Raw genomic sequence first — 18,124 nt, 5'->3', positions numbered from 1 at the left:
ATTGTGCTTTACCTTCTTATTCCAAGCATCTCGTTTTTCTGGGTGAACCCTGAATTCAAGTTCAGTACCATTCGAAAAAGGAAGGGTGATTGTTGTGGAAATGGAAACGGTAAAATTGTCAGCAATCGTCATGAGATGGTATCCCGATATGATGCCGTTTCTCAAGCAGGACGAACTGAATTCGGTGATCGTGCTGCGCGACGGACTAAGTATTTTGGAACCGGCTGATGCTATGGACATCATCCATTACAGCATCTGTGAGCATCAGAATTCTGCGTATCTTCACTAAGCAAGTCGCAAGAACATTTTCTTGATTGTTGCCGCTCTGGGTTCGGCCATGCGCTGAACCAGGGCGGCATTTACTTTTTACTCTTCCGTTTAAAAGCAGTATATCCCGTTTATAAACAAAAAAGGGCGCTGCATCAGGAACACATTGTCAGCAAGTTTATGACAAGTCTGTTCTTTTTAGGAGCAGTTGTTCCTGTATAATTCTAAGGAACGTACATAAAGGGAGAGAATGAAGAATGAACATCACCTGGGCTTTACTGATGATGACTCTGGGAAGCGTGGGCGTGCAGCAGGACCAACATTCAGCCAATGTCACCGCCATTCTGCAGGCCGCAGCTAACAATCCTGCCATCATTGCACAAAACAGCAATCCGATCCAGAACACCTCAGGTGGAGAAGGCATAGCCCCGTCAGCATCGGCTGCACCAGTACTACAGACCGGAGACGTGAACGGTGCCCCACTTGCTGACCCCCAACCGGATGCAGCTAAGGTGAAGGGTATTTATGTCACCGCCTACAGTGCAGGCGGCGCCCGCATGGAGCAGTTGCTTAACCTGATTGACTCGACAGAGCTTAACTCCATGGTAATTGATATCAAGGATGATGCCGGGTATATCACTTACAAGACAGACAATCCGGAATTACAGCAAATGGGCGAGCCCAAGCCATTCATCGGAGATATCAACAAACTCATGGAGCGCTTGAAGCAGCACCAGGTCTACCCCATTGCGCGGATCGTTGTCTTCAAGGATACAGTGCTCGCCAAGAAACATCCGGAACTCTCTTTTGTGAATCCGGACGGCACGATTTGGAAGAACAAGGGCGGCGACAGCTTCGTTAACCCTTACAATGAAAACGTGTGGAAATACAATGTGGATATTGCAAAGGAAGCAGTTAAGCTAGGCTTCAAGGAAATTCAGTTCGATTATGTCCGTTTCCCTGAGGGCTTTGAGAAGCGTGCCGAAACGCTGAAATACACCAAGAGCGATAAAGCCCGCATTGATATCATTGCGGATTTCGTTAAATATGCCAAGGCAGAACTTAACCCGCTCGGTGTTCGCGTCTCTGTGGATATCTTCGGCTATGCCGCTTCCGTCCCTGCTGCGGAAGGCATCGGACAGGACTTTGTGAAGATCTCCAAGAATGTCGATGTTATCAGTCCAATGGTCTACCCGAGCCACTACACAACCGGCTGGTTTAGTGTCAAGGACCCGGACAAAGACCCTTATGCTACCATCAAGGGTTCTATGGTGGACACGCACAAGAAACTGGACCCGCTGGGTAGCTACAAACCTGTGATCCGGCCGTGGATTCAGGATTTCACAGCCAGCTGGCTTGGAAGCGGCCACTATGTGAAGTACGGCAAGCAGCAAGTAGAGGATCAGATTCGCGCCCTAAATGAACAGAATATTAATGAATTCCTGCTCTGGAATGCCAACAACCGCTACACCGCTGATGTAAATTACGGAAAATAAGCTTAAAGCCATTATTAATTTATACGGAATCTGAATCAATCTCATAATGCGGATTTCAATCCGAATAGGTATAATATCCAGTCACTTATTGATTTATGAAATTGACTCAATCTGATAGTATATTCTTATTAGGGACCCGGCATCCGCCGGGTCTTTTGCCGGGCATACCGACAAAAGTAACCGAAAAAATTACAGAACCCGAGGCAAACACAATGATCCAAACGAATTCTATTAAGCAAAAAATGGGACAATTCCTGCACATTCTGTTTCCGATTCTGGTAACTCAGATTGCGTTGTCCGCCATCACCTTTTTTGACACAAACATGTCGGGTAAGTTCGGCACAGCTGACCTGGCAGGCGTTGCTATTGGCACAAGTCTCTGGATTCCAATCCAGACCGGATTGAACGGTATTCTGATGGGGATTACTCCCATCGTTTCACATCTTGTCGGCAGCAAAAGAAACAACGAAGTCGCCTTTAAGGTTACCCAAGGTATTTGGCTATCCTTGATTGTCTCTCTGCTTGTCCTGCTGCTCGGCTTCATATCCCTGTCACCGATTCTGAACTTCATGAATCTGGAGCCTGCAGTTAGAGATATCGCAGCCCGTTTCCTGGGCGCCATTTCTTTTGGCGTGATTCCGCTCTTCGGTTACACCGTCCTGCGAAGCTGTATTGATGCGCTTGGTCAGACACGTGTCTCCATGTTCATCACACTGATTGCGCTGCCAGTTAATGTGGGGCTTAACTATCTTCTGATCTTCGGAAAATTCGGCTTTCCGCAAATGGGCGGTGTCGGCGCAGGTGTTGCATCCGCGATTACATACTGGGTGATATTCCTCGTTGCACTCGTCTTTATCTACCGGGCCGAGCCGTTTGTCGGGCTCAGATTGTTCCGCAAGTTCCACTTCATGTCGCTGTCCACCTTCAAGGAACTGCTCAAAATCGGTGTCCCTATTGGCTTCTCGATTTTCTTCGAGACTGCGGTCTTCTCAGCAGTGACCCTGCTGATGAGCCGGTTCGATACAATGACCATCGCCGCCCACCAGGCAGCGATTAACTTTGCTTCGACCCTGTATATGATCCCGCTCAGCATCTGCATGAGCCTTACAATCCTTGTTGGCTTCGAGACTGGCTCCGGGCGCCTCAAGGATGCTCGTCAGTACGGCATTCTCGGCATCGGTACAGCGGCGGTACTTTCATTCGCAACCGCACTGGTGCTGCTATTCGCCGGTAATCATGTCGCTGGGCTCTACTCTGATGAGCCTGCGGTTATCTCGTTAATCCAGCATTTCCTGATTTATGCGATCTTCTTCCAGATCTCGGATGCGATTGCTACACCAACCCAAGGTGTGCTGCGTGGCTATAAAGACGTGAATCCTGCCTTTGTCATCTGCTTTATCGCTTACTGGGTGATCGGACTTCCAGTAGGCTATGTACTGGCGACCTATACAGATTTGGGTGCTTACGGCTACTGGATCGGACTAATCACCGGTTTGGCGATCGGAGCAATACTGCTTCTGTCAAGACTCGTTATTGTGCAGCGCCGTTTTGCTGCCAAGGTGCAAACAGGCGAAGTATAAGGCTGTTAGAATTGATTGACTGAAAAAGCAGCGAAACACGTTGATAGCGTGATCGCTGCTTTTTTTGCATACGATGATAGGTATGTTTTATAACGTGGTTGGTTGCTAAGTGCAGGAATACGCGTGGTTCAAAAGTGAGATAGAGAGCGAGGTAGAGAGCGAGGCAGAAGGCATGTTCGATGGCACGTTCGAAAACGAGTTAGCAAACAAGCTAGAACAGCTGAAGCACTCCCCCCTTTGAAATTAATAGTTTGCTAAGGGGAGGAGAAATTGCTGATAAACGTAGTCCAATTCATCTCCAAACACTCAACTTCGGCCGCACACCTCCCCATCGGGGTATAGTAGATAAGCTCATCTCGCAGGGTACACAAAAAATAGGGGCGAAAATGTATCTTAATTTTTGATGTAAACACGCCAAACGAGAAATAAGGGCAAAAATGTATGCTAATTCTACACTTTTGTCTGAAAAGAGGCTAAACCTGGGAAATTAACATACAATATTGCTCTTATTTGCAAAATTATATGATTTCGTATGAAATTAAGGTACAGAATTGCCGTTATTTCGATGCACCCGTGCACCAGTCAGCTATCTGCATCCTACCGCCAATCGACAGCTATTCGGCCACAAACTACAAGCATCTTCCGTCTTACCTCAGCACCTTTGATTTAGGATAATGTTCTTGGAATATCAATCAGCCACCTTAAAGTTAGGGCACATAATCTAGAGCATGACTCAGCTACCAGCCACACGTCACCAACTCTAGTCATCAAATACCAGCTACCTATCATCCAGCCGCCACCCTCCTTTCGGCTCTCCAGACATCGCCTTGTCTTTTCCAACGGAATGATCCACATTTTAATAATGTTTATAGTTTCCTTAATCAACAAATAAGGGGCAAGCTTCGCTCACCCCAAAAACATGCAAATTCTTAAATATTGAAAAAAGGACAGCATCGCTGCCGTCCACTTTGCTTAAAGCCTTATCGTCTTTGCTAACTAGTTACTTAACTTCTAATCCCTCAACTTCTTCGCTAACTAGTTACTTAGCTTCTAATCCCTTAACTTCTCCGCTAACTGGTTACTTAGCTTTTAAGCCCTTAACTCTTCGTTAACTGGTTACTGGCTTCTAAGCCCTTAACTTCTCCGCTAGCTAGTTGCTTAGCTGCTAAGCCCTTACTTCTTCGCCACCTAACTACTTAATACTCTGATCCCTTATCTACTCTTAACGAGCAGCTCCACAGCTTCCTTTATCACCTTGTCCGGGGAATGGCCCTGCTCCAGTTCTTCCTGAATACAGTGCTCCAGATTGGAACCAATTACCGTTCCTACAGTGCGGTCTACCGCTGTACGAATGGCCGTCAGTTGGGTAACGATCTCACGGCAGTCCTTGCCTTCCTCCAGCATCCCCAGTACACCGCGAACCTGACCCTCGATCCGCTTCAGTCTGTTTTTGATCGCCTTATCATACTCCATTGCTTCACACGTCCTTTAAATAAACAAGTTAACGCCTGCATCGTCGGCAGCACCGAGATAACTGGCTACACCTCCAAAATCCACACCGTCCAGCAGCTCTTCTTTCTTGATCCCCATAATATCCATGCTCATCGTGCAAGCAATCATCCGCACTCCTGCGTTCATGGCTCCCTGCATCAGCTGTTCTAAGGAGTCTACATTCTTCTGTTCCATCGCATGGCGGATCATCTTCGGTCCCAGCCCGCCCATATTCATCTTGGACAGCGGCAGGGATTTACTGCCCTGTGGCATCATAAGTCCGAACATTCGCTCCATGCCGTTCTTCTCAACCGCGGGTGCTTGTATTTTCCGCAAAATGTTTAAGCCCCAGAAGGTAAAGAACATCGTCACTTGCTTACCCATCGCCACGGCTCCGGTTGCAATAATGAAAGAGGCGATAGCTTTGTCCAAATCACCGCTGAACACGACCATGGTCGAACCCTGCTTATCTGCAGGCTGTCCCCCCGGGATCGCTGAACACTGTGGTTTATCCTGACCTTTGCGCAGTACCGCAGTTACCTTACCCTGAGACACATCCAGCGCTTCCAGTGTATTGCCCGTTTTGTGGCACCACTGCTCAATATCTGCTGCAAAGCCAAAGTCTGTTGAGGTAACCTCTAGCTGTCCGCCTTCTTCCAGTGACTGTACCGTCTCGTATACCTTGAGTATAGGCCCCGGACATTGCAATCCGCAAGTATCCAACAAGGTCAACTGCGCATTCGTTCCTATTGAATTATGGGTTACTGGAACCTCTGAGGGGGCTTCAGGTCTGGGATGTTCGGACTCTGGCTGTTCACTCTTTCCTTGAGCCGAACCTCTGAGAGATGAGCCACCGCCTCCCCCTGGGGATTGGGGCAACCGCTGAGCTCGCAGCATGGAAGCATAAGTTTTATAGCCCCCATCCACATTACGAATGCGATAGCCATGTTGACTTAACAGCCGTGCCGCGATATATCCGCGCAGTCCAACCTGACAAGAAACCGCAATTTCCTGTTCGCGCGGAATCTCAGCCAACCGGCCTCGTAGCTCACCAAGAGGAATATGCATGGAACCTGGAATAGTCCCTGCGAGCAGTTCAGCACCATCTCTGACATCAATGATCAACCCGCCGTCATGGTGAAAAGCATCCACCTCATACCATTGCAGCGTATCTACCAGCCCATCCATCAGATTGGAGGCGATATAACCAGCCATATTGACAGGGTCTTTAGCCGAAGAGTAAGGCGGCGCATACGCCAGCTCTATATCGGCCAGCTCCTGCACATCCAGCTTGCCGCGAATGGCTGTGGCGATGACGTCAATTCTTTTATCCACTCCATCCGCTCCGACTGCTTGTGCGCCATAGATTTCACCCGTCTCAGGATTGAACAACAGCTTCATTGAGATCGGCGAGCCTCCAGGGTAATATCCTGCATGGGAGTTCGGGTGAAGATGAACCGCCTTATAAGGAACGTTAAGCCGGCGCAGCGTTTTCTCGTTGTTACCAGTCGAAGCTGCTGTCAGTGCAAAGGTTTTGATGATTGCCGTTCCAAGCGCCCCCTCATAGGCAATGGGCCTACCATTGATATGATCAGCCACCAGTCTTCCTTGGCGATTCGCCCCCCAAGCGAGTGACACCATCGTGGCGAATCCATGATTCCGGTCTTTGACCTCTATGGCATCGCCCACTGCATAGATGGCAGGATCGCTGGTTTGAAGCTGGGCATTCACCTTGACCGCCCCACGGAAGCCAAGCTCAAGCCCGCAGGACTGGGCCAAATCATTCTCTGGACTCACTCCGATCGCCATAATTACCATGTCCGTGTGTATCGATTCTCCGGAGGTCAAGAGCAGCTCACGGCCCGCGGACTTGAATTCCTTCACGCCTTCCTTCAGCCGAATGTCCACCCCATTAAGAGTCATGTGCTGCTCCACAAGGATCGCCATTTCAGGATCGAGCGGATTCAGAAGTTGCTCCCCTAGGTCAAGAATTGTGACCTCCAGTCCACGTTCGCGCAGATTCTCGGCCATTTCCAGTCCTATAAATCCGCCGCCGATAACGGTCGCATGTTTAGGGTGACGCTCATCAACAAAGCCTTTAATCCTATCTGTATCCGGAACATTTCTTAGCGTGAACACGTTGGCTGCACTTTCGATCCCCGGAATCTCTGGCATTATTGGCCTTGCACCCGGCGATAGCACCACGAGATCATAGGTCTGCGTTCCTTCTTCACCCGTGAGTGTGTTGCGGAAGCGAATAAGCTTCTGATCACGATCTATTGCCGTCACCTCTGTCAGCACGCGTACATCAATGTTGAAACGGTCTTTAATCCCCTTGGGAGTCTGCAGGAATAATTTCTCCCGGGAATTGATGCTGCCCCCAATGTAATAAGGCAGTCCACAGTTGGCAAAAGAAACATGCTCTCCCCGCTCGAACATAATAATTTCATCTTCCTCATTCAAACGCCGCAGCCTTGCCGCTGCGGAAGCCCCTCCAGCCACGCCGCCAATGATTATAATCTTTCTACTCATATTTCACCCTCCTCAATATACCCTATGGGGTATATATTATACGGGCGGGGGTATATTGTCAACTATAGAAATCCAATCACCTTCAAGCGTCCACACCGTAGATCGCTCGCAACGCCCGCAATCCCCTAGTACACGTTGCGCTGAACCGCTGTGCACATAACTGTGCACATATCGCACGGCATGGTGGACTGGTCAGAGCCTGGTGCCTGCACCTTCCAGCATATCGCACAGCATGGTAGACTGCTTAGAGCCGGTGCCCGCACCTACCTTCCAACATAGCGCATGGCGTGGTGGACTGGTCAGAGCCTGGTGCCCGCACCTTCCAGCATAGCGCACGGCATGGTGGACTGGTCAGAGCCCCGTGCCGTCACCTTCCAACATAAAAAGCCCTGCGGTCCGCCGCAGGGCTCATAAACTACATAATTCCAGTACACAATCATTGCCGTTCTTACTGGGAAAGACGGGAAGCCAGTTCGTACAACTCAACGTTGAAGTCCTTCTTGCTATTAACCACGGTGTCAATGTCAGTCAGAACAAGTTCACCTTTAATGATACCGCATGCTTTACCGGATTCGCCTTCCATCAGCTTGCGCACAGCGAAGTCACCGAGACGGCTGGCCAGGTTGCGGTCTGCCGGTGTCGGTGTTCCGCCGCGTTGAATATGTCCAAGCACAGTAACACGTGCATCCAAGGAAGAGTGACGGTCCTTCAGTGCCTGAGCAACATCTTCGCCCTTGCCAACGCCTTCAGCTACGATCACAATACTGTGTCTCTTACCATTAACAAAGTTATCGCGCATACGATCAGCGACTTCATTAAGATCATAAGGCATTTCAGGAACAAGAATGGTCTCCGCACCGGAAGCAAGACCCGCATGCAGCGCGATATCGCCGCAGTGACGACCCATAACTTCAACGACAGAAGAACGCTCGTGCGAGGACATTGTATCGCGGAGCTTATTGATGGCATCCACAACTACACCTACTGCAGTGTCAAAACCAATGGTGTAGTCTGTGTAAGAAATATCATTGTCGATGGTTCCTGGCAGAGCCATTGTCTTGATCCCAAGCTTGCTCAGCTTGTTGGCGCCATGATATGAACCATCGCCACCAATAACCACCAAACCGTCAATCCCCATCTCGTTAAGGATGTCCGCACCCTTCTGCTGGCCTTCCGGCTTCACAAACTCCAGACATCTGGCCGACTGCAGGATGGTACCTCCACGCTGGATGATATCGCCGACGCTGCGCAGATCCATTGGGAAGATGTCCCGGTTCAGAAGTCCTTGGTATCCACGTTGAATACCGAACACTTCAATACCGAAATAAAGTGCGCTGCGCACAACTGCGCGGACCGCAGCGTTCATTCCTTGGGAATCCCCGCCACTGGTCAAGACTGCGATTTTTTTAACTGTTGACATTCTGATGTTCCTCCTTAAAATTGTGCGGAGCCGCCTCGCCCTAGAAAACTGCTCCACAACAGTGCTAATACATGTGCTTGCGTATCCAGCGGCTGTTCACGAAGAAGAAAATCCTCGTCAGCGGGCTTCCCTTCATCAGCCGTTTCGATACTGAGCGAACTTCCCGCTGTTCGCTAACTTTCGGATCGGATAAATACAATGCCAGCAAACCTTCGATGACCATGCGATGCATCGAGGTCTCGGGAAGATTCCGGACATCCTTGCGGGCCCACTCCACAATGGAAGCGATCCGATTCAACATGGTATCAGTGTCGTCATAATAATTGCAGAAATTGAGATCACCGCCGGCCCTGTCTTCATCCTGATCGATGAGGTAATCCAGCATAATGTGCAGACCGCACACATTCGGGAAATACGCGGCACGAATGGACGCCGACTGTGCCTTGCTCAGCTTGGGATCACATGAGGACAGAAAAAGCATAAACACTCCCAGGGTAGATCCTGTAGCAGCAGCAAACTCATTCCAATACAAATGAGGGGCGCGGCTTCCATGTTCCTCCCACCATTCCTTCAGGGCAGCTTCCCTGAGTTCTGGGCGGATGTGCTTGTACACCTGCAGGTCCGTATACAATTTAGCCAAGTCGGCAATCTCATCCGCCGCAGCCGCATAGCCCGGCAGTTGGGAAATCATCTCCTGGCATTTGCGGACCAGTCTGTGCAGATAACCGCCATCATTCTGCTCGGTACGAAGCGCATAATAATTGACAAGCTCCGCCTCAGGATTGATGGCATCCAGCATCGACTGATGCAGCAGCCTGAAATCGGCAGGATCCAGCGAGGTGCTACGGTCACATAAGTTGTCCAGATAATCGCTGATCGTTTGATAAGCAACAATAAGCGGAATAAGTATATGTCTCATCGATAAATTACCGGCAGCATAAATACCGCCGCCCTCGCAGTGAAACTGTTTGGTTTCAATGCTGGCTAGCGCTTGCTTCCGGAGCTCGGGATCGGGAATCCCTTCCGCATCTTGACGCCAAAAGCCGAGGCATGACCTCACTTCCGGCAGCACGTACTTGTAGACCCTCTTCATAAGTCCTATAGGACCTTTGGGGCTTAGGTAACGGCCTTGCTCAAATTCATTCAATGACAGTGCCTCCACATTGTTGTCTCCTTATCCAAATCATCATTATTATAATATGATCACCGTATTTGTACAAACAACAAAATCACTTTCGCAAATCCTTGCAAGATTCAGAAATACTACCATTTTCGTAAACATGGCTTCCTTCCTTTGTGCTATACTATGCGTATTTGATATTCGGAGGAGTGCAAAACATCATGTTCCCAGAACGGACCGGCAGCAGTTCCAGCGATCAGAACTGGCTGCGATCCTTTATGTTTACGGTTTTTGGCACCAGTGTACTGGTTGTATCTTATTTCCCATTATTCTATACCCATCTGGGCTTTAGCAGTTCGCAGGTAGGATACCTGTACTCTCTCGGACCGCTTATTTCAATTCTCTCCAATCTGTTCTGGAGCATGATCAGCGACCGGCTGGGCACCATCAAGAAGATAATGGTCATCCTGCTGGCAGGTCAGCTCGTTCTGGCACTTCTTTTGGCGAGGGCAACTGAATTTTCATCGGTTATGATTATTTTATCCCTTTTCTATTTCTTCTATTACCCTGTTTTTCCACTCGCAGATACGATGGCTATCAAAACCGCTGCCCGTTATGGACGAAATTTCATTACGATTCGGGTATTCGGTTCTCTCGGCTATGCCTTTTTCGCATTGACAGTAGGCTACGTACTCCGAGCGATAGGCTCCTCCTGGAGCATGGCTGTCTGTATCGCAATAGTAATTGCTGCCCTGTTGATCACCATACCCTTAAAGGATGCTAAAAGGGACCCGGCGACGCTGAAGAACAAGCCTGAGAAGAGCCAGAAGAGTAGCAAAGGCAGTGGATTGAAGGAAATTTTGCTGCAAAAAGAAGTGTTATCATTCTTCGGCATCGTCTTTATACTTGCCCTGGGACATCGAATGAACGAAGCTTTTCTGACGATTAGCCTAAAACAGCTCGGGGCTGGCGAAGAGATTATCGGTTGGGCGCTGCTCGCTTCCGCGTTAAGTGAAATTCCGGTGTTCTTTCTTCTTAGCAAATATGGAGAGCGCTTCAAGGAGCTACCTCTGCTCGTCTTTGCCAGCCTCATGTACGCCCTGCGCTTCCTGCTCATGTCCTACGTCCATACTCCATGGGCGATGGTGTTCGTACAGGCCATGCACAGTGTGACTTTTGGTGTTTTTTATGTCACCTCGGTTCGTTACATTACACGGATGATCCCCGATCATCTGCGTGCCACAGGCATGGCGCTCTTCACCATCGTTTGGTCGAGTGCTTCCGGACTGCTGAGTGGAACCTTCGGTGGGATCATCTATGAAAATGCCGGGCGCTCCACCTTCTATATGGTAGCAGCACTCTTCTCGATCCTTGCATTTGGAGGGTTTTTGGTAAAATACCTGCTGGCCTTCACCCCGAGGTTCGCATCGCGTGCTTCCCACAAGAAGCAGGCTGTGCAAGCACAGGAATCCCAGCCAACAGCAACCACTCCTGCTGAGAATTCTACGCTGTAAATGTGCATTCCTTATAAGGAACATATTACGATAACAATTATACCCTGTGTCTTTCCATGGAGAGGCTCAGGGTTTTTGTCAAAATATAAAAATTTATATGTTCTACGCTATAAATTATCCTTATATTTCTCGCTGAAACGGATACCGACGCTTAGCAGACGGCAATGCCGTTTCTACTTGTCATGAGATATAACAAAAAAACACAGTTCCCGAAAGAACTGTGTGTTGTGTAATTCGTTGGTTACCACTTTTACAAGAGCTAGCCAAATAGATATATATTTCTCAGCAGACAGCCGGGCTGTCAGATCCGATTCTTATAGTTTTACTACGTTAGCTGCTTGTGGACCACGGTTGCCATCAGTGATGTCAAACTCAACAGCTTGACCTTCATCCAAAGTCTTGAAACCGTCGCCTTGGATTGCTGAGAAGTGAACGAATACATCTTCGCCGCCTTCTACTTGAAGAAAACCGTAACCTTTTTCTGCGTTAAACCATTTTACTGTACCTTTCAAATGAACAACCTCCTAAAAATAGCGCCATATATGGCGTATGCTTACATTATACTCCATTTTATTGTCCAGTGCAATCCGTCTTTCCCCCGGATCCCTGAATTAATTTGCTTTTCCCTTCCCCATTGCGTTATCATTGACCCAAAAGCCAAAAATCGCCAGGGTGGTAATGAATATGATCAAAAAACACGAAATATACAAAACAGACAAATGGAACATGATGACGGTCGAGGTACAAGGCCGCTATATTATTCTTCGGGAAATTTCCGATCAATGGGGTGAGGAAACCCATACCTTTATGAGCCGTCCGGCCATGATGCAATGGGTGAACAACCGCTTCAACAAAGAATCCTACAAAGACAACGAAGAAGAGTATAAGAAAATTATGGAAGCTTTCAAGCAGGTATAACGCGGATGAACACAGAGAATCTCACGATTTATACAATCGTTGTTCTATGTCTCGGTGCCGTGCTGATTATGTCCAGGGACCGGATCCCGCAACGATTGAAGCGGGGGATGGCCCTGACAGCCGCCATTATGATTCTTCTAGCTTTTGTCTTCATTGTTTACAGCTTTCTAGCATAACCTGCGCATAAGCGACGCGGAGATTACATAATCATGGTCCGGCAGGGCATATTAGGAACACCTTTTATTATAAGGAGGCTTCCGCCCTTGCCTGTATGGCCCCATACGCTCTCGTTACTGCTTGCGCTCTCTATTGTGCCGGGTGATCTATCATCCGCCATGCTGCCGCAGGAATCAACACCTGCATCATCCCATCATTCGAGGAGGATTTCCATGGAACAATTACCAAAAAGAAGTGAAGTGCCTGCGGAGAACCGCTGGAAGCTTGAAGATATGTTTGCTTCGCAGAAAGATTGGGATGACGCTTACACTGAAACCAAAGATCTCCTTAAAAAGGCTGCCGACTTTCAGGGCAAGCTGGGCACTGCCGGAGCACTGAAGGACTGCTTCGAACTGGATGACAAGGTCTCCTTACTCACTGAACGGCTCTATGTCTATGCACATATGCGTCAGGATGAAGACACAGCAGATCCGGTCTATCAAGCCCTTTCCCAAAAAGCAAAGAAGCTTAGCGTAGAAGCCGGAGAGGCACTTTCTTTTATCACACCGGAAATTCTAGCCTTGCCAGTCGAGAAGCTCGATCAGTTCATCGCTGATTCCGAGTTGTCTGATTACACCTTCACACTCACGGAGATGAAGCGCCAGAAAGCGCATATTCTCAGCAAAGCCGAGGAGGCACTGCTGGCCCAAGTGGGGAACCTGTCCCAGGCACCGCAGAACATTTTTGGTATGCTGAACAACGCCGATCTTAAGTTCCCGAAGATTAAGGACGAGACCGGCAAGGAAGTAGAACTAACGCATGGCAGCTACATTAAGTTCTTGGAAAGCCCGGACCGTGAGGTTCGCAAAAATGCTTTTAAAGCCGTGTATGAGACTTACGCCAAACAGAAGAATACAATTGCAGCCACGCTGAGTGCCAATGTGAACAAGAATGTGTTCTACTCCCGCGTGCGCAAATATCCTTCAGTACTGGAAATGTCGCTCTACGGAGATAATATCCAAAAAGAGGTATACACCAACCTGATCGATACAATCCATGAGAGCCTGCCGCTGATGCACCGCTATATGAAGCTGCGCCAGAAGCTGCTTGGGGTTGACGAGCTACATATGTATGATCTGTTCGCTCCGCTCGTGGACGAATACAAGCTGGACATCACCTTCGATGAAGCTAAGAAGATCACTAAGGAAGGCCTTAAGCCGCTCGGCGAGGACTATCTGAAGGTGCTGCAGGAAGGCTATGACAATGGCTGGATCGATGTCTATGAGAATGAGAACAAACGTACAGGTGCATACAGCTGGGGAGCTTACGGCACTCACCCTTACGTGCTGCTGAACCATAACGACAACCTGAACAGTATGTTCACGCTGGCGCATGAGATGGGTCACGCCCTTCATTCCTACTATTCGGACAATGCGCTGAAGTATCGTGATGCACAGTACACGATTTTCCTGGCGGAGGTTGCTTCCACTACCAACGAAGCGCTGCTGATGGATTATTTGCTTCATAAGTCCACCGATCCGAAGGAAAAAATGTACCTGCTCACCTATTATGCCGACCAGTTCCGTACGACCGTATTCCGACAGACGATGTTCGCCGAATTCGAGAAGATTGTGCATGAGCGTGCTGAGGCCGGCGAGTCCCTGACTCCGCAGGATCTGTCCGCCATCTACTATGACCTGAACGTGAAATACTATGGCAAGGACATGGTTGTTGACAAGGATATCGAGATGGAATGGGCCCGTATTCCCCATTTCTACAACAGCTTCTATGTGTACAAATATGCCACAGGCTTCTCGGCAGCCACCAGCTTTGCAAAGCAGATCCTCGAAGAGGGCAAACCGGCGGTGGATCGTTACCTCGGCTTCCTGAAGAGCGGGGGCAGCGATTACTCTATCAACATTCTGTCCAAAGCCGGAGTTGACATGTCCTCCCCTGCACCGATCCGTGAAGCTATGAGCGTATTCGAAAGCGTGATCGAGCAGATGGAACAGTTGACCAAGTAAAAAAGAACGTTTAGTATAAAGTTAATCCCTTGTCCGGTCGCGGGCAGGGGATTTATACTGTAACCCTTTAAGGAGGAACACCCTCATGAAATTACAATGGTCACTGATCGCGGGTCTGATCTTCGCGCTGCTTACCGCAGTTTTTGCGGTGATTAATGTCGATCCGGTACAGGTCAATTTCTTCTTCACTGTTGTCAGCATGCCACTGATCCTTGTCATTCTGGGCTGCGCCCTGATCGGCGGGATTATCGTCGGGTCCTACGGCATTTTCCGCCAGTACAAACTGCAGAAGCAGATCAAACAGTTGACCGCCGAATTGGCCAAGCTGCGTGAGAGTAGCACATCACTGGACGGCTTTTCGCTAAACGATGAGAGCCTGTCAACAGACAGTGCTACTAAGTTGTAATACATACATAGGGGTATCGGCTTCAGCCGGGGCCCTATTTTCCATGAACAGGAGGCTTTAATCCATGCTTACAATTCAACCTAATGAAGAATACATTCTATCCTTTCTGAAAAAATTACTCGACACTCCCAGCCCTAGCGGTTTCACCGCTGAGGTTATGAACCTTGTAGCCGAAGAGGCAGCTGCGCTGGATATCCCGTTGTCCTGGAACGAGAAAGGCGGCGTGGTGTTGACCGTCCCGGGCCTCGATCCTTCCCGTACGGTAGGCATCAGCGCCCATGTGGACACCCTTGGCGCGATGGTCCGTTCCATTAAAGCCAACGGTACCCTGCGCCTGACTTCCGTAGGCGGCTTTACCATGAGTAGTATCGAGAATGAATACTGTATTATTCACACCCGCAGCGGCAAGACCTATACGGGCACGATCTTGACGAGCCACCCTTCCGTCCACGTCTATGCCGATGCGCGCGACTTCAAACGCCAGGAAGAGAACATGGAGGTCCGGATTGACGAACTGGTCTCTTCCAAGGACGATGTGCTTAAGCTCGGCATCTCCGTGGGGGATTTTATTTCCTTTGATGCCCGTGCGGTGATTACGCCTAGCGGTTATATCAAGTCCCGTCACCTCGATGACAAAGCCAGCGTAGCCGCGCTGTTTGGCCTGCTGGAAAGCATCAAACGCGAGGGCTGGAAGCCCCTGCATAATCTCTCCCTCTTGATCTCCAATTATGAAGAGGTCGGTCACGGTGCCTCATGGATCCCTGGCGAGATCAACGAGATGATCGCTGTAGATATGGGCGCCATGGGCGATGACCTGAGCTGCAAGGAGACGGATGTCTCCATCTGTGCCAAGGATTCGTCCGGCCCTTACGATTATGCTATGACCGGGCGCTTGATCGAGCTGTCACAAGCGCTGGAGATCCCTTATGCCGTAGACATCTACCCGATGTATGGCTCTGACGCCTCCGCCGCATTGAGAGGCGGCAACAATATCCGTGCAGCCCTGATCGGTCCGGGCGTACATGCTTCTCACTCCATGGAACGTACACATAAGCAGGCTGTCTTGAATACGACGAAGCTTCTTGCTGCTTATGTCGGAGCCAACTGAGAACCTTGTCGTCCGTGAGGAACGGTTATGGAAACGTCGACCCCGGCTGTTTATTACCGTCCTTACATTAACGCTTGCTCTGATAGCTATCACCTGGATCTTCCTAGTCAAAGAGGAGAAACGAGAGGTCTTTAACGGCCTCCCGCACTCCTACTCGTACCGGGAGACCGAAAGTTCAGGCAAGGTAGCTTTGCACATGATGTCCCTCTCCCCTGATCGTGTAATTCTCCGTACCGCTGGCGTGCCACTGCGGCAGATTGCCGCCTATGGAATCAACGGCGGGTTCTTCTATGGCAAAGATCTGTTATCGATTGCCATTATGAATGATAATCCAGTCAGCGGTGCCAGACATGCTTACGGCTCGGGCTGGTTCAATGCCAAGTATGCCCGTGGTACCTTGGTCTGGGACGGCGCGAAGCGCCAGTTCTCAGTCCAGGTGGTATCCACTGGCGATGAACTGGTGGTCAGCGACCGCAATCATTATTTTGCCCAGGGCGGCATCAGTATGAATCTGGAGCATGACGACCTTTGGGCGGTGACGGCGGAAAACGAACATTTGCCGTATGCCGATGAACAGCGGATGCGCTCGGGCATGGTCTATAACAAAGCCGGAGGGTTGTGGCTGATCGTTACCCCGACTCTCTGTACGGCCGAGGAGTTCCGGGTAGCTATCCTGGAGAGCGTACCGGGCGAAGGCCGGGAAGGCATCTTTCTCGACGGGGACGGCTCATCACAGATGAATGCCGACGAGGCCGTCTTGACTGGTGATCAACGTCAGGTCGTGCAAATGATCGCCGTATCACGAGAATAGGGAATCTATGTAGAATAGGTTTAACGGGTGTATTTCAAGAGTAGATTTTATGAGCGTATCTGAAGAACGTATCTAAAGAGCACATTTTAAAGAGCACATTTTAAAGAACACATTTAAAGAACAAACATGGCCGAGAAAAGAAGAGTCTCTAATAAGGATTCAACAAGACAACGCCACTCTCCATATGGATACACACACGTCATAAGGATTCCCGAAGTGAAATTAACAGCATTTTTGTACCCTAAATACTCTGCAACTAGGGGTTAGCGAGAATTAAGTGCAATATGGTACCTTAAATCTTCCAGAACACCCCGTTCAGCGTGCTTTTTCGGAAAATAAGCTACGATAATGCTCTTATTTTCCTAATTTTCCTCTTTTTTATAAAAATAAGGTGCAAAAATGCCGTTACTTGGGGAGACCGACCCTCTTTTTCACTGTTAAAACGACTGGTGAAGGGAATGGGAGGTTTGCGTCCTAAAACCCTGACTTCGAAGAATAACGCCTGCTTTTCTGTGTGAATCCACCTTTCACATCATTCGATTAAAAAGTTAAAAAAAGCACCGCGGAGCCTCCTCACTGAATGAGAACCTTCAAGTAAACCAAAGAAGCTGACGTCCGTCACCGGCGTCAGCTTCTTTATGCTGTGTACTAATTTTATCCTCGGATTCTCTAGTCTACGGAAACTAGAGTCTCGAATTCACTTGTATTCAAATTCACTAGTCTTCGAATTCTCAATCCCAGGTTTGTTCCAGCTTATCGGCATAAAAGGCAATAGCCTTACTGTAGCTGCGGATTCCTTCGTCAACCGAGGTGGCCGCGAGCTGTTCCAGCAGAATACGCATCGCATCGCTATGTGCCCCCAGATTATGCAGCGCCATCGCGTAGAATACCGGGAACTCCCGACGATCCGGGAATTCGGCCATACCTTGGGCCAAAATGGCCTTGGCACGCTCGTATTCGCCGAGCGTTCTGTAGGTGCTTCCCAGCCCAAGCAGCGCACCCGCCTGATCCTCTGGCGGGAGGCCAAGCGCCAGGCTTGTCTCGTAATAAGGCACTGCCGCCCGTTCCAGGCCCAGCACATCGTGTGTCCAGGCCAGCTGATAATGCAGCCTGGCATGCTGCGGGTGGCCTTCAAGCTGCTCTAACAGCAGCGTCCTAGCCTGCTCTGCCTGCCCGGAACCCCTGAGGGCCACAGCGGCTTCTATGATCCCCTCTACCACTAGCCCTCATCCTTTCAAATTACATGGCCTGTTATAGGATGAAGCTTACATATTAAGCTTT

General features: G+C 49.4%; 16 protein-coding genes. 10 read left to right on the top strand and 6 right to left on the bottom strand.

Annotation, left to right across the window (positions count from 1 at the left end):
* Nucleotides 1-100 precede the first annotated feature (100 nt).
* The 3 genes from AC3Y23_RS14245 (at nucleotide 101) to AC3Y23_RS14235 (ending at nucleotide 3,343) form a co-directional block, all read left to right on the top strand.
* Nucleotides 101-289 (top strand): hypothetical protein, encoded by a 189-nt coding sequence (locus tag AC3Y23_RS14245; protein WP_175374354.1) that lies wholly within the window; start codon nucleotides 101-103, stop codon nucleotides 287-289.
* A gap of 235 nt (nucleotides 290-524) precedes the next feature.
* A complete protein-coding gene (locus tag AC3Y23_RS14240) occupies nucleotides 525-1,763 on the top strand; it encodes a putative glycoside hydrolase (RefSeq protein WP_379199928.1) in 1,239 nt (412 codons plus the stop codon).
* Between the two features lie 212 nt (nucleotides 1,764-1,975).
* Nucleotides 1,976-3,343, top strand: a complete 1,368-nt coding sequence (locus AC3Y23_RS14235; protein ID WP_379199926.1) for an MATE family efflux transporter — start codon at nucleotides 1,976-1,978, stop codon at nucleotides 3,341-3,343.
* Nucleotides 3,344-4,555: 1,212 nt separating this feature from the next.
* Here AC3Y23_RS14235 and AC3Y23_RS14230 read toward each other — a convergent pair.
* The 4 genes from AC3Y23_RS14230 to AC3Y23_RS14215 form a co-directional block, all read right to left on the bottom strand.
* Nucleotides 4,556-4,816 (bottom strand): metal-sensitive transcriptional regulator, encoded by a 261-nt coding sequence (locus AC3Y23_RS14230; RefSeq protein WP_379199924.1) that lies wholly within the window; start codon nucleotides 4,814-4,816, stop codon nucleotides 4,556-4,558.
* Nucleotides 4,817-4,831: 15 nt separating this feature from the next.
* Nucleotides 4,832-7,366, bottom strand: a complete 2,535-nt coding sequence (locus AC3Y23_RS14225; RefSeq protein WP_379199921.1) for a CoA-disulfide reductase — start codon at nucleotides 7,364-7,366, stop codon at nucleotides 4,832-4,834.
* Between the two features lie 448 nt (nucleotides 7,367-7,814).
* The gene (pfkA, locus tag AC3Y23_RS14220; protein WP_379199919.1) at nucleotides 7,815-8,786 is read right to left on the bottom strand and encodes a 6-phosphofructokinase; all 972 of its coding nucleotides are present in this window, start codon (nucleotides 8,784-8,786) and stop codon (nucleotides 7,815-7,817) included.
* Between the two features lie 64 nt (nucleotides 8,787-8,850).
* Nucleotides 8,851-9,933, bottom strand: coding sequence for a tetraprenyl-beta-curcumene synthase family protein (locus tag AC3Y23_RS14215; protein WP_379199917.1), 1,083 nt, complete (start codon nucleotides 9,931-9,933; stop codon nucleotides 8,851-8,853).
* Nucleotides 9,934-10,127: 194 nt separating this feature from the next.
* On the opposite strand from AC3Y23_RS14215, the gene AC3Y23_RS14210 reads away from it, so the two are divergent.
* The gene (locus AC3Y23_RS14210; protein ID WP_379199915.1) at nucleotides 10,128-11,420 is read left to right on the top strand and encodes an MFS transporter; all 1,293 of its coding nucleotides are present in this window, start codon (nucleotides 10,128-10,130) and stop codon (nucleotides 11,418-11,420) included.
* A gap of 314 nt (nucleotides 11,421-11,734) precedes the next feature.
* Here the strand turns inward: AC3Y23_RS14210 and AC3Y23_RS14205 are convergent, their stop codons facing one another.
* On the bottom strand, nucleotides 11,735-11,932 hold the full coding sequence (locus AC3Y23_RS14205; protein WP_019911834.1) for a cold shock domain-containing protein: 198 nt from the start codon (nucleotides 11,930-11,932) through the stop codon (nucleotides 11,735-11,737).
* Nucleotides 11,933-12,104: 172 nt separating this feature from the next.
* Here AC3Y23_RS14205 and AC3Y23_RS14200 point away from each other — a divergent pair, with 172 nt between their 5' ends.
* From AC3Y23_RS14200 to AC3Y23_RS14175, 6 genes are all read left to right on the top strand, one after another.
* The gene (locus AC3Y23_RS14200; protein WP_379199913.1) at nucleotides 12,105-12,338 is read left to right on the top strand and encodes a hypothetical protein; all 234 of its coding nucleotides are present in this window, start codon (nucleotides 12,105-12,107) and stop codon (nucleotides 12,336-12,338) included.
* 5 nt (nucleotides 12,339-12,343) lie between these two features.
* The gene (locus AC3Y23_RS14195; RefSeq protein WP_379199911.1) at nucleotides 12,344-12,514 is read left to right on the top strand and encodes a hypothetical protein; all 171 of its coding nucleotides are present in this window, start codon (nucleotides 12,344-12,346) and stop codon (nucleotides 12,512-12,514) included.
* A gap of 213 nt (nucleotides 12,515-12,727) precedes the next feature.
* Nucleotides 12,728-14,518, top strand: a complete 1,791-nt coding sequence (gene pepF, locus AC3Y23_RS14190; protein WP_379200006.1) for an oligoendopeptidase F — start codon at nucleotides 12,728-12,730, stop codon at nucleotides 14,516-14,518.
* Between the two features lie 85 nt (nucleotides 14,519-14,603).
* Nucleotides 14,604-14,924: a LapA family protein gene (locus tag AC3Y23_RS14185; protein ID WP_379199909.1), complete on the top strand. Its 321-nt coding sequence runs from the start codon at nucleotides 14,604-14,606 to the stop codon at nucleotides 14,922-14,924.
* Between the two features lie 64 nt (nucleotides 14,925-14,988).
* A complete protein-coding gene (locus AC3Y23_RS14180; RefSeq protein WP_379199907.1) occupies nucleotides 14,989-16,032 on the top strand; it encodes a M42 family metallopeptidase in 1,044 nt (347 codons plus the stop codon).
* Complete coding sequence (locus AC3Y23_RS14175; RefSeq protein ID WP_379199905.1) at nucleotides 16,016-16,843, top strand: hypothetical protein; 828 nt, start codon at nucleotides 16,016-16,018, stop codon at nucleotides 16,841-16,843. The genes AC3Y23_RS14180 and AC3Y23_RS14175 overlap by 17 nt, the downstream gene beginning before the upstream one ends.
* A gap of 731 nt (nucleotides 16,844-17,574) precedes the next feature.
* On the opposite strand, the gene AC3Y23_RS14170 is transcribed toward AC3Y23_RS14175, so the two are convergent.
* On the bottom strand, nucleotides 17,575-18,063 hold the full coding sequence (locus AC3Y23_RS14170) for a tetratricopeptide repeat protein (RefSeq protein WP_379199903.1): 489 nt from the start codon (nucleotides 18,061-18,063) through the stop codon (nucleotides 17,575-17,577).
* Between the last annotated feature and the right edge of the window lie 61 nt (nucleotides 18,064-18,124).

The organism is Paenibacillus sp. MAHUQ-45, assembly GCF_058133325.1.
This window is presented reverse-complemented; position numbering and strand designations above follow the sequence as displayed.

What these genes read in the sequence shown, in the direction of transcription:
- pepF (WP_379200006.1), top strand. Translation starts at nt 12,728, where the DNA reads ATGGAACAATTACCAAAAAGAAGTGAAGTGCCTGCGGAGAACCGCTGG.
- AC3Y23_RS14240 (WP_379199928.1), top strand. Translation starts at nt 525, where the DNA reads ATGAACATCACCTGGGCTTTACTGATGATGACTCTGGGAAGCGTGGGC.
- AC3Y23_RS14200 (WP_379199913.1), top strand. Translation starts at nt 12,105, where the DNA reads ATGATCAAAAAACACGAAATATACAAAACAGACAAATGGAACATGATG.
- AC3Y23_RS14230 (WP_379199924.1), bottom strand. Translation starts at nt 4,816, where the DNA reads ATGGAGTATGATAAGGCGATCAAAAACAGACTGAAGCGGATCGAGGGT.
- AC3Y23_RS14175 (WP_379199905.1), top strand. Translation starts at nt 16,016, where the DNA reads ATGTCGGAGCCAACTGAGAACCTTGTCGTCCGTGAGGAACGGTTATGG.
- AC3Y23_RS14185 (WP_379199909.1), top strand. Translation starts at nt 14,604, where the DNA reads ATGAAATTACAATGGTCACTGATCGCGGGTCTGATCTTCGCGCTGCTT.
- pfkA (WP_379199919.1), bottom strand. Translation starts at nt 8,786, where the DNA reads ATGTCAACAGTTAAAAAAATCGCAGTCTTGACCAGTGGCGGGGATTCC.
- AC3Y23_RS14180 (WP_379199907.1), top strand. Translation starts at nt 14,989, where the DNA reads ATGCTTACAATTCAACCTAATGAAGAATACATTCTATCCTTTCTGAAA.
- AC3Y23_RS14210 (WP_379199915.1), top strand. Translation starts at nt 10,128, where the DNA reads ATGTTCCCAGAACGGACCGGCAGCAGTTCCAGCGATCAGAACTGGCTG.
- AC3Y23_RS14225 (WP_379199921.1), bottom strand. Translation starts at nt 7,366, where the DNA reads ATGAGTAGAAAGATTATAATCATTGGCGGCGTGGCTGGAGGGGCTTCC.
- AC3Y23_RS14245 (WP_175374354.1), top strand. Translation starts at nt 101, where the DNA reads ATGGAAACGGTAAAATTGTCAGCAATCGTCATGAGATGGTATCCCGAT.
- AC3Y23_RS14235 (WP_379199926.1), top strand. Translation starts at nt 1,976, where the DNA reads ATGATCCAAACGAATTCTATTAAGCAAAAAATGGGACAATTCCTGCAC.
- AC3Y23_RS14195 (WP_379199911.1), top strand. Translation starts at nt 12,344, where the DNA reads ATGAACACAGAGAATCTCACGATTTATACAATCGTTGTTCTATGTCTC.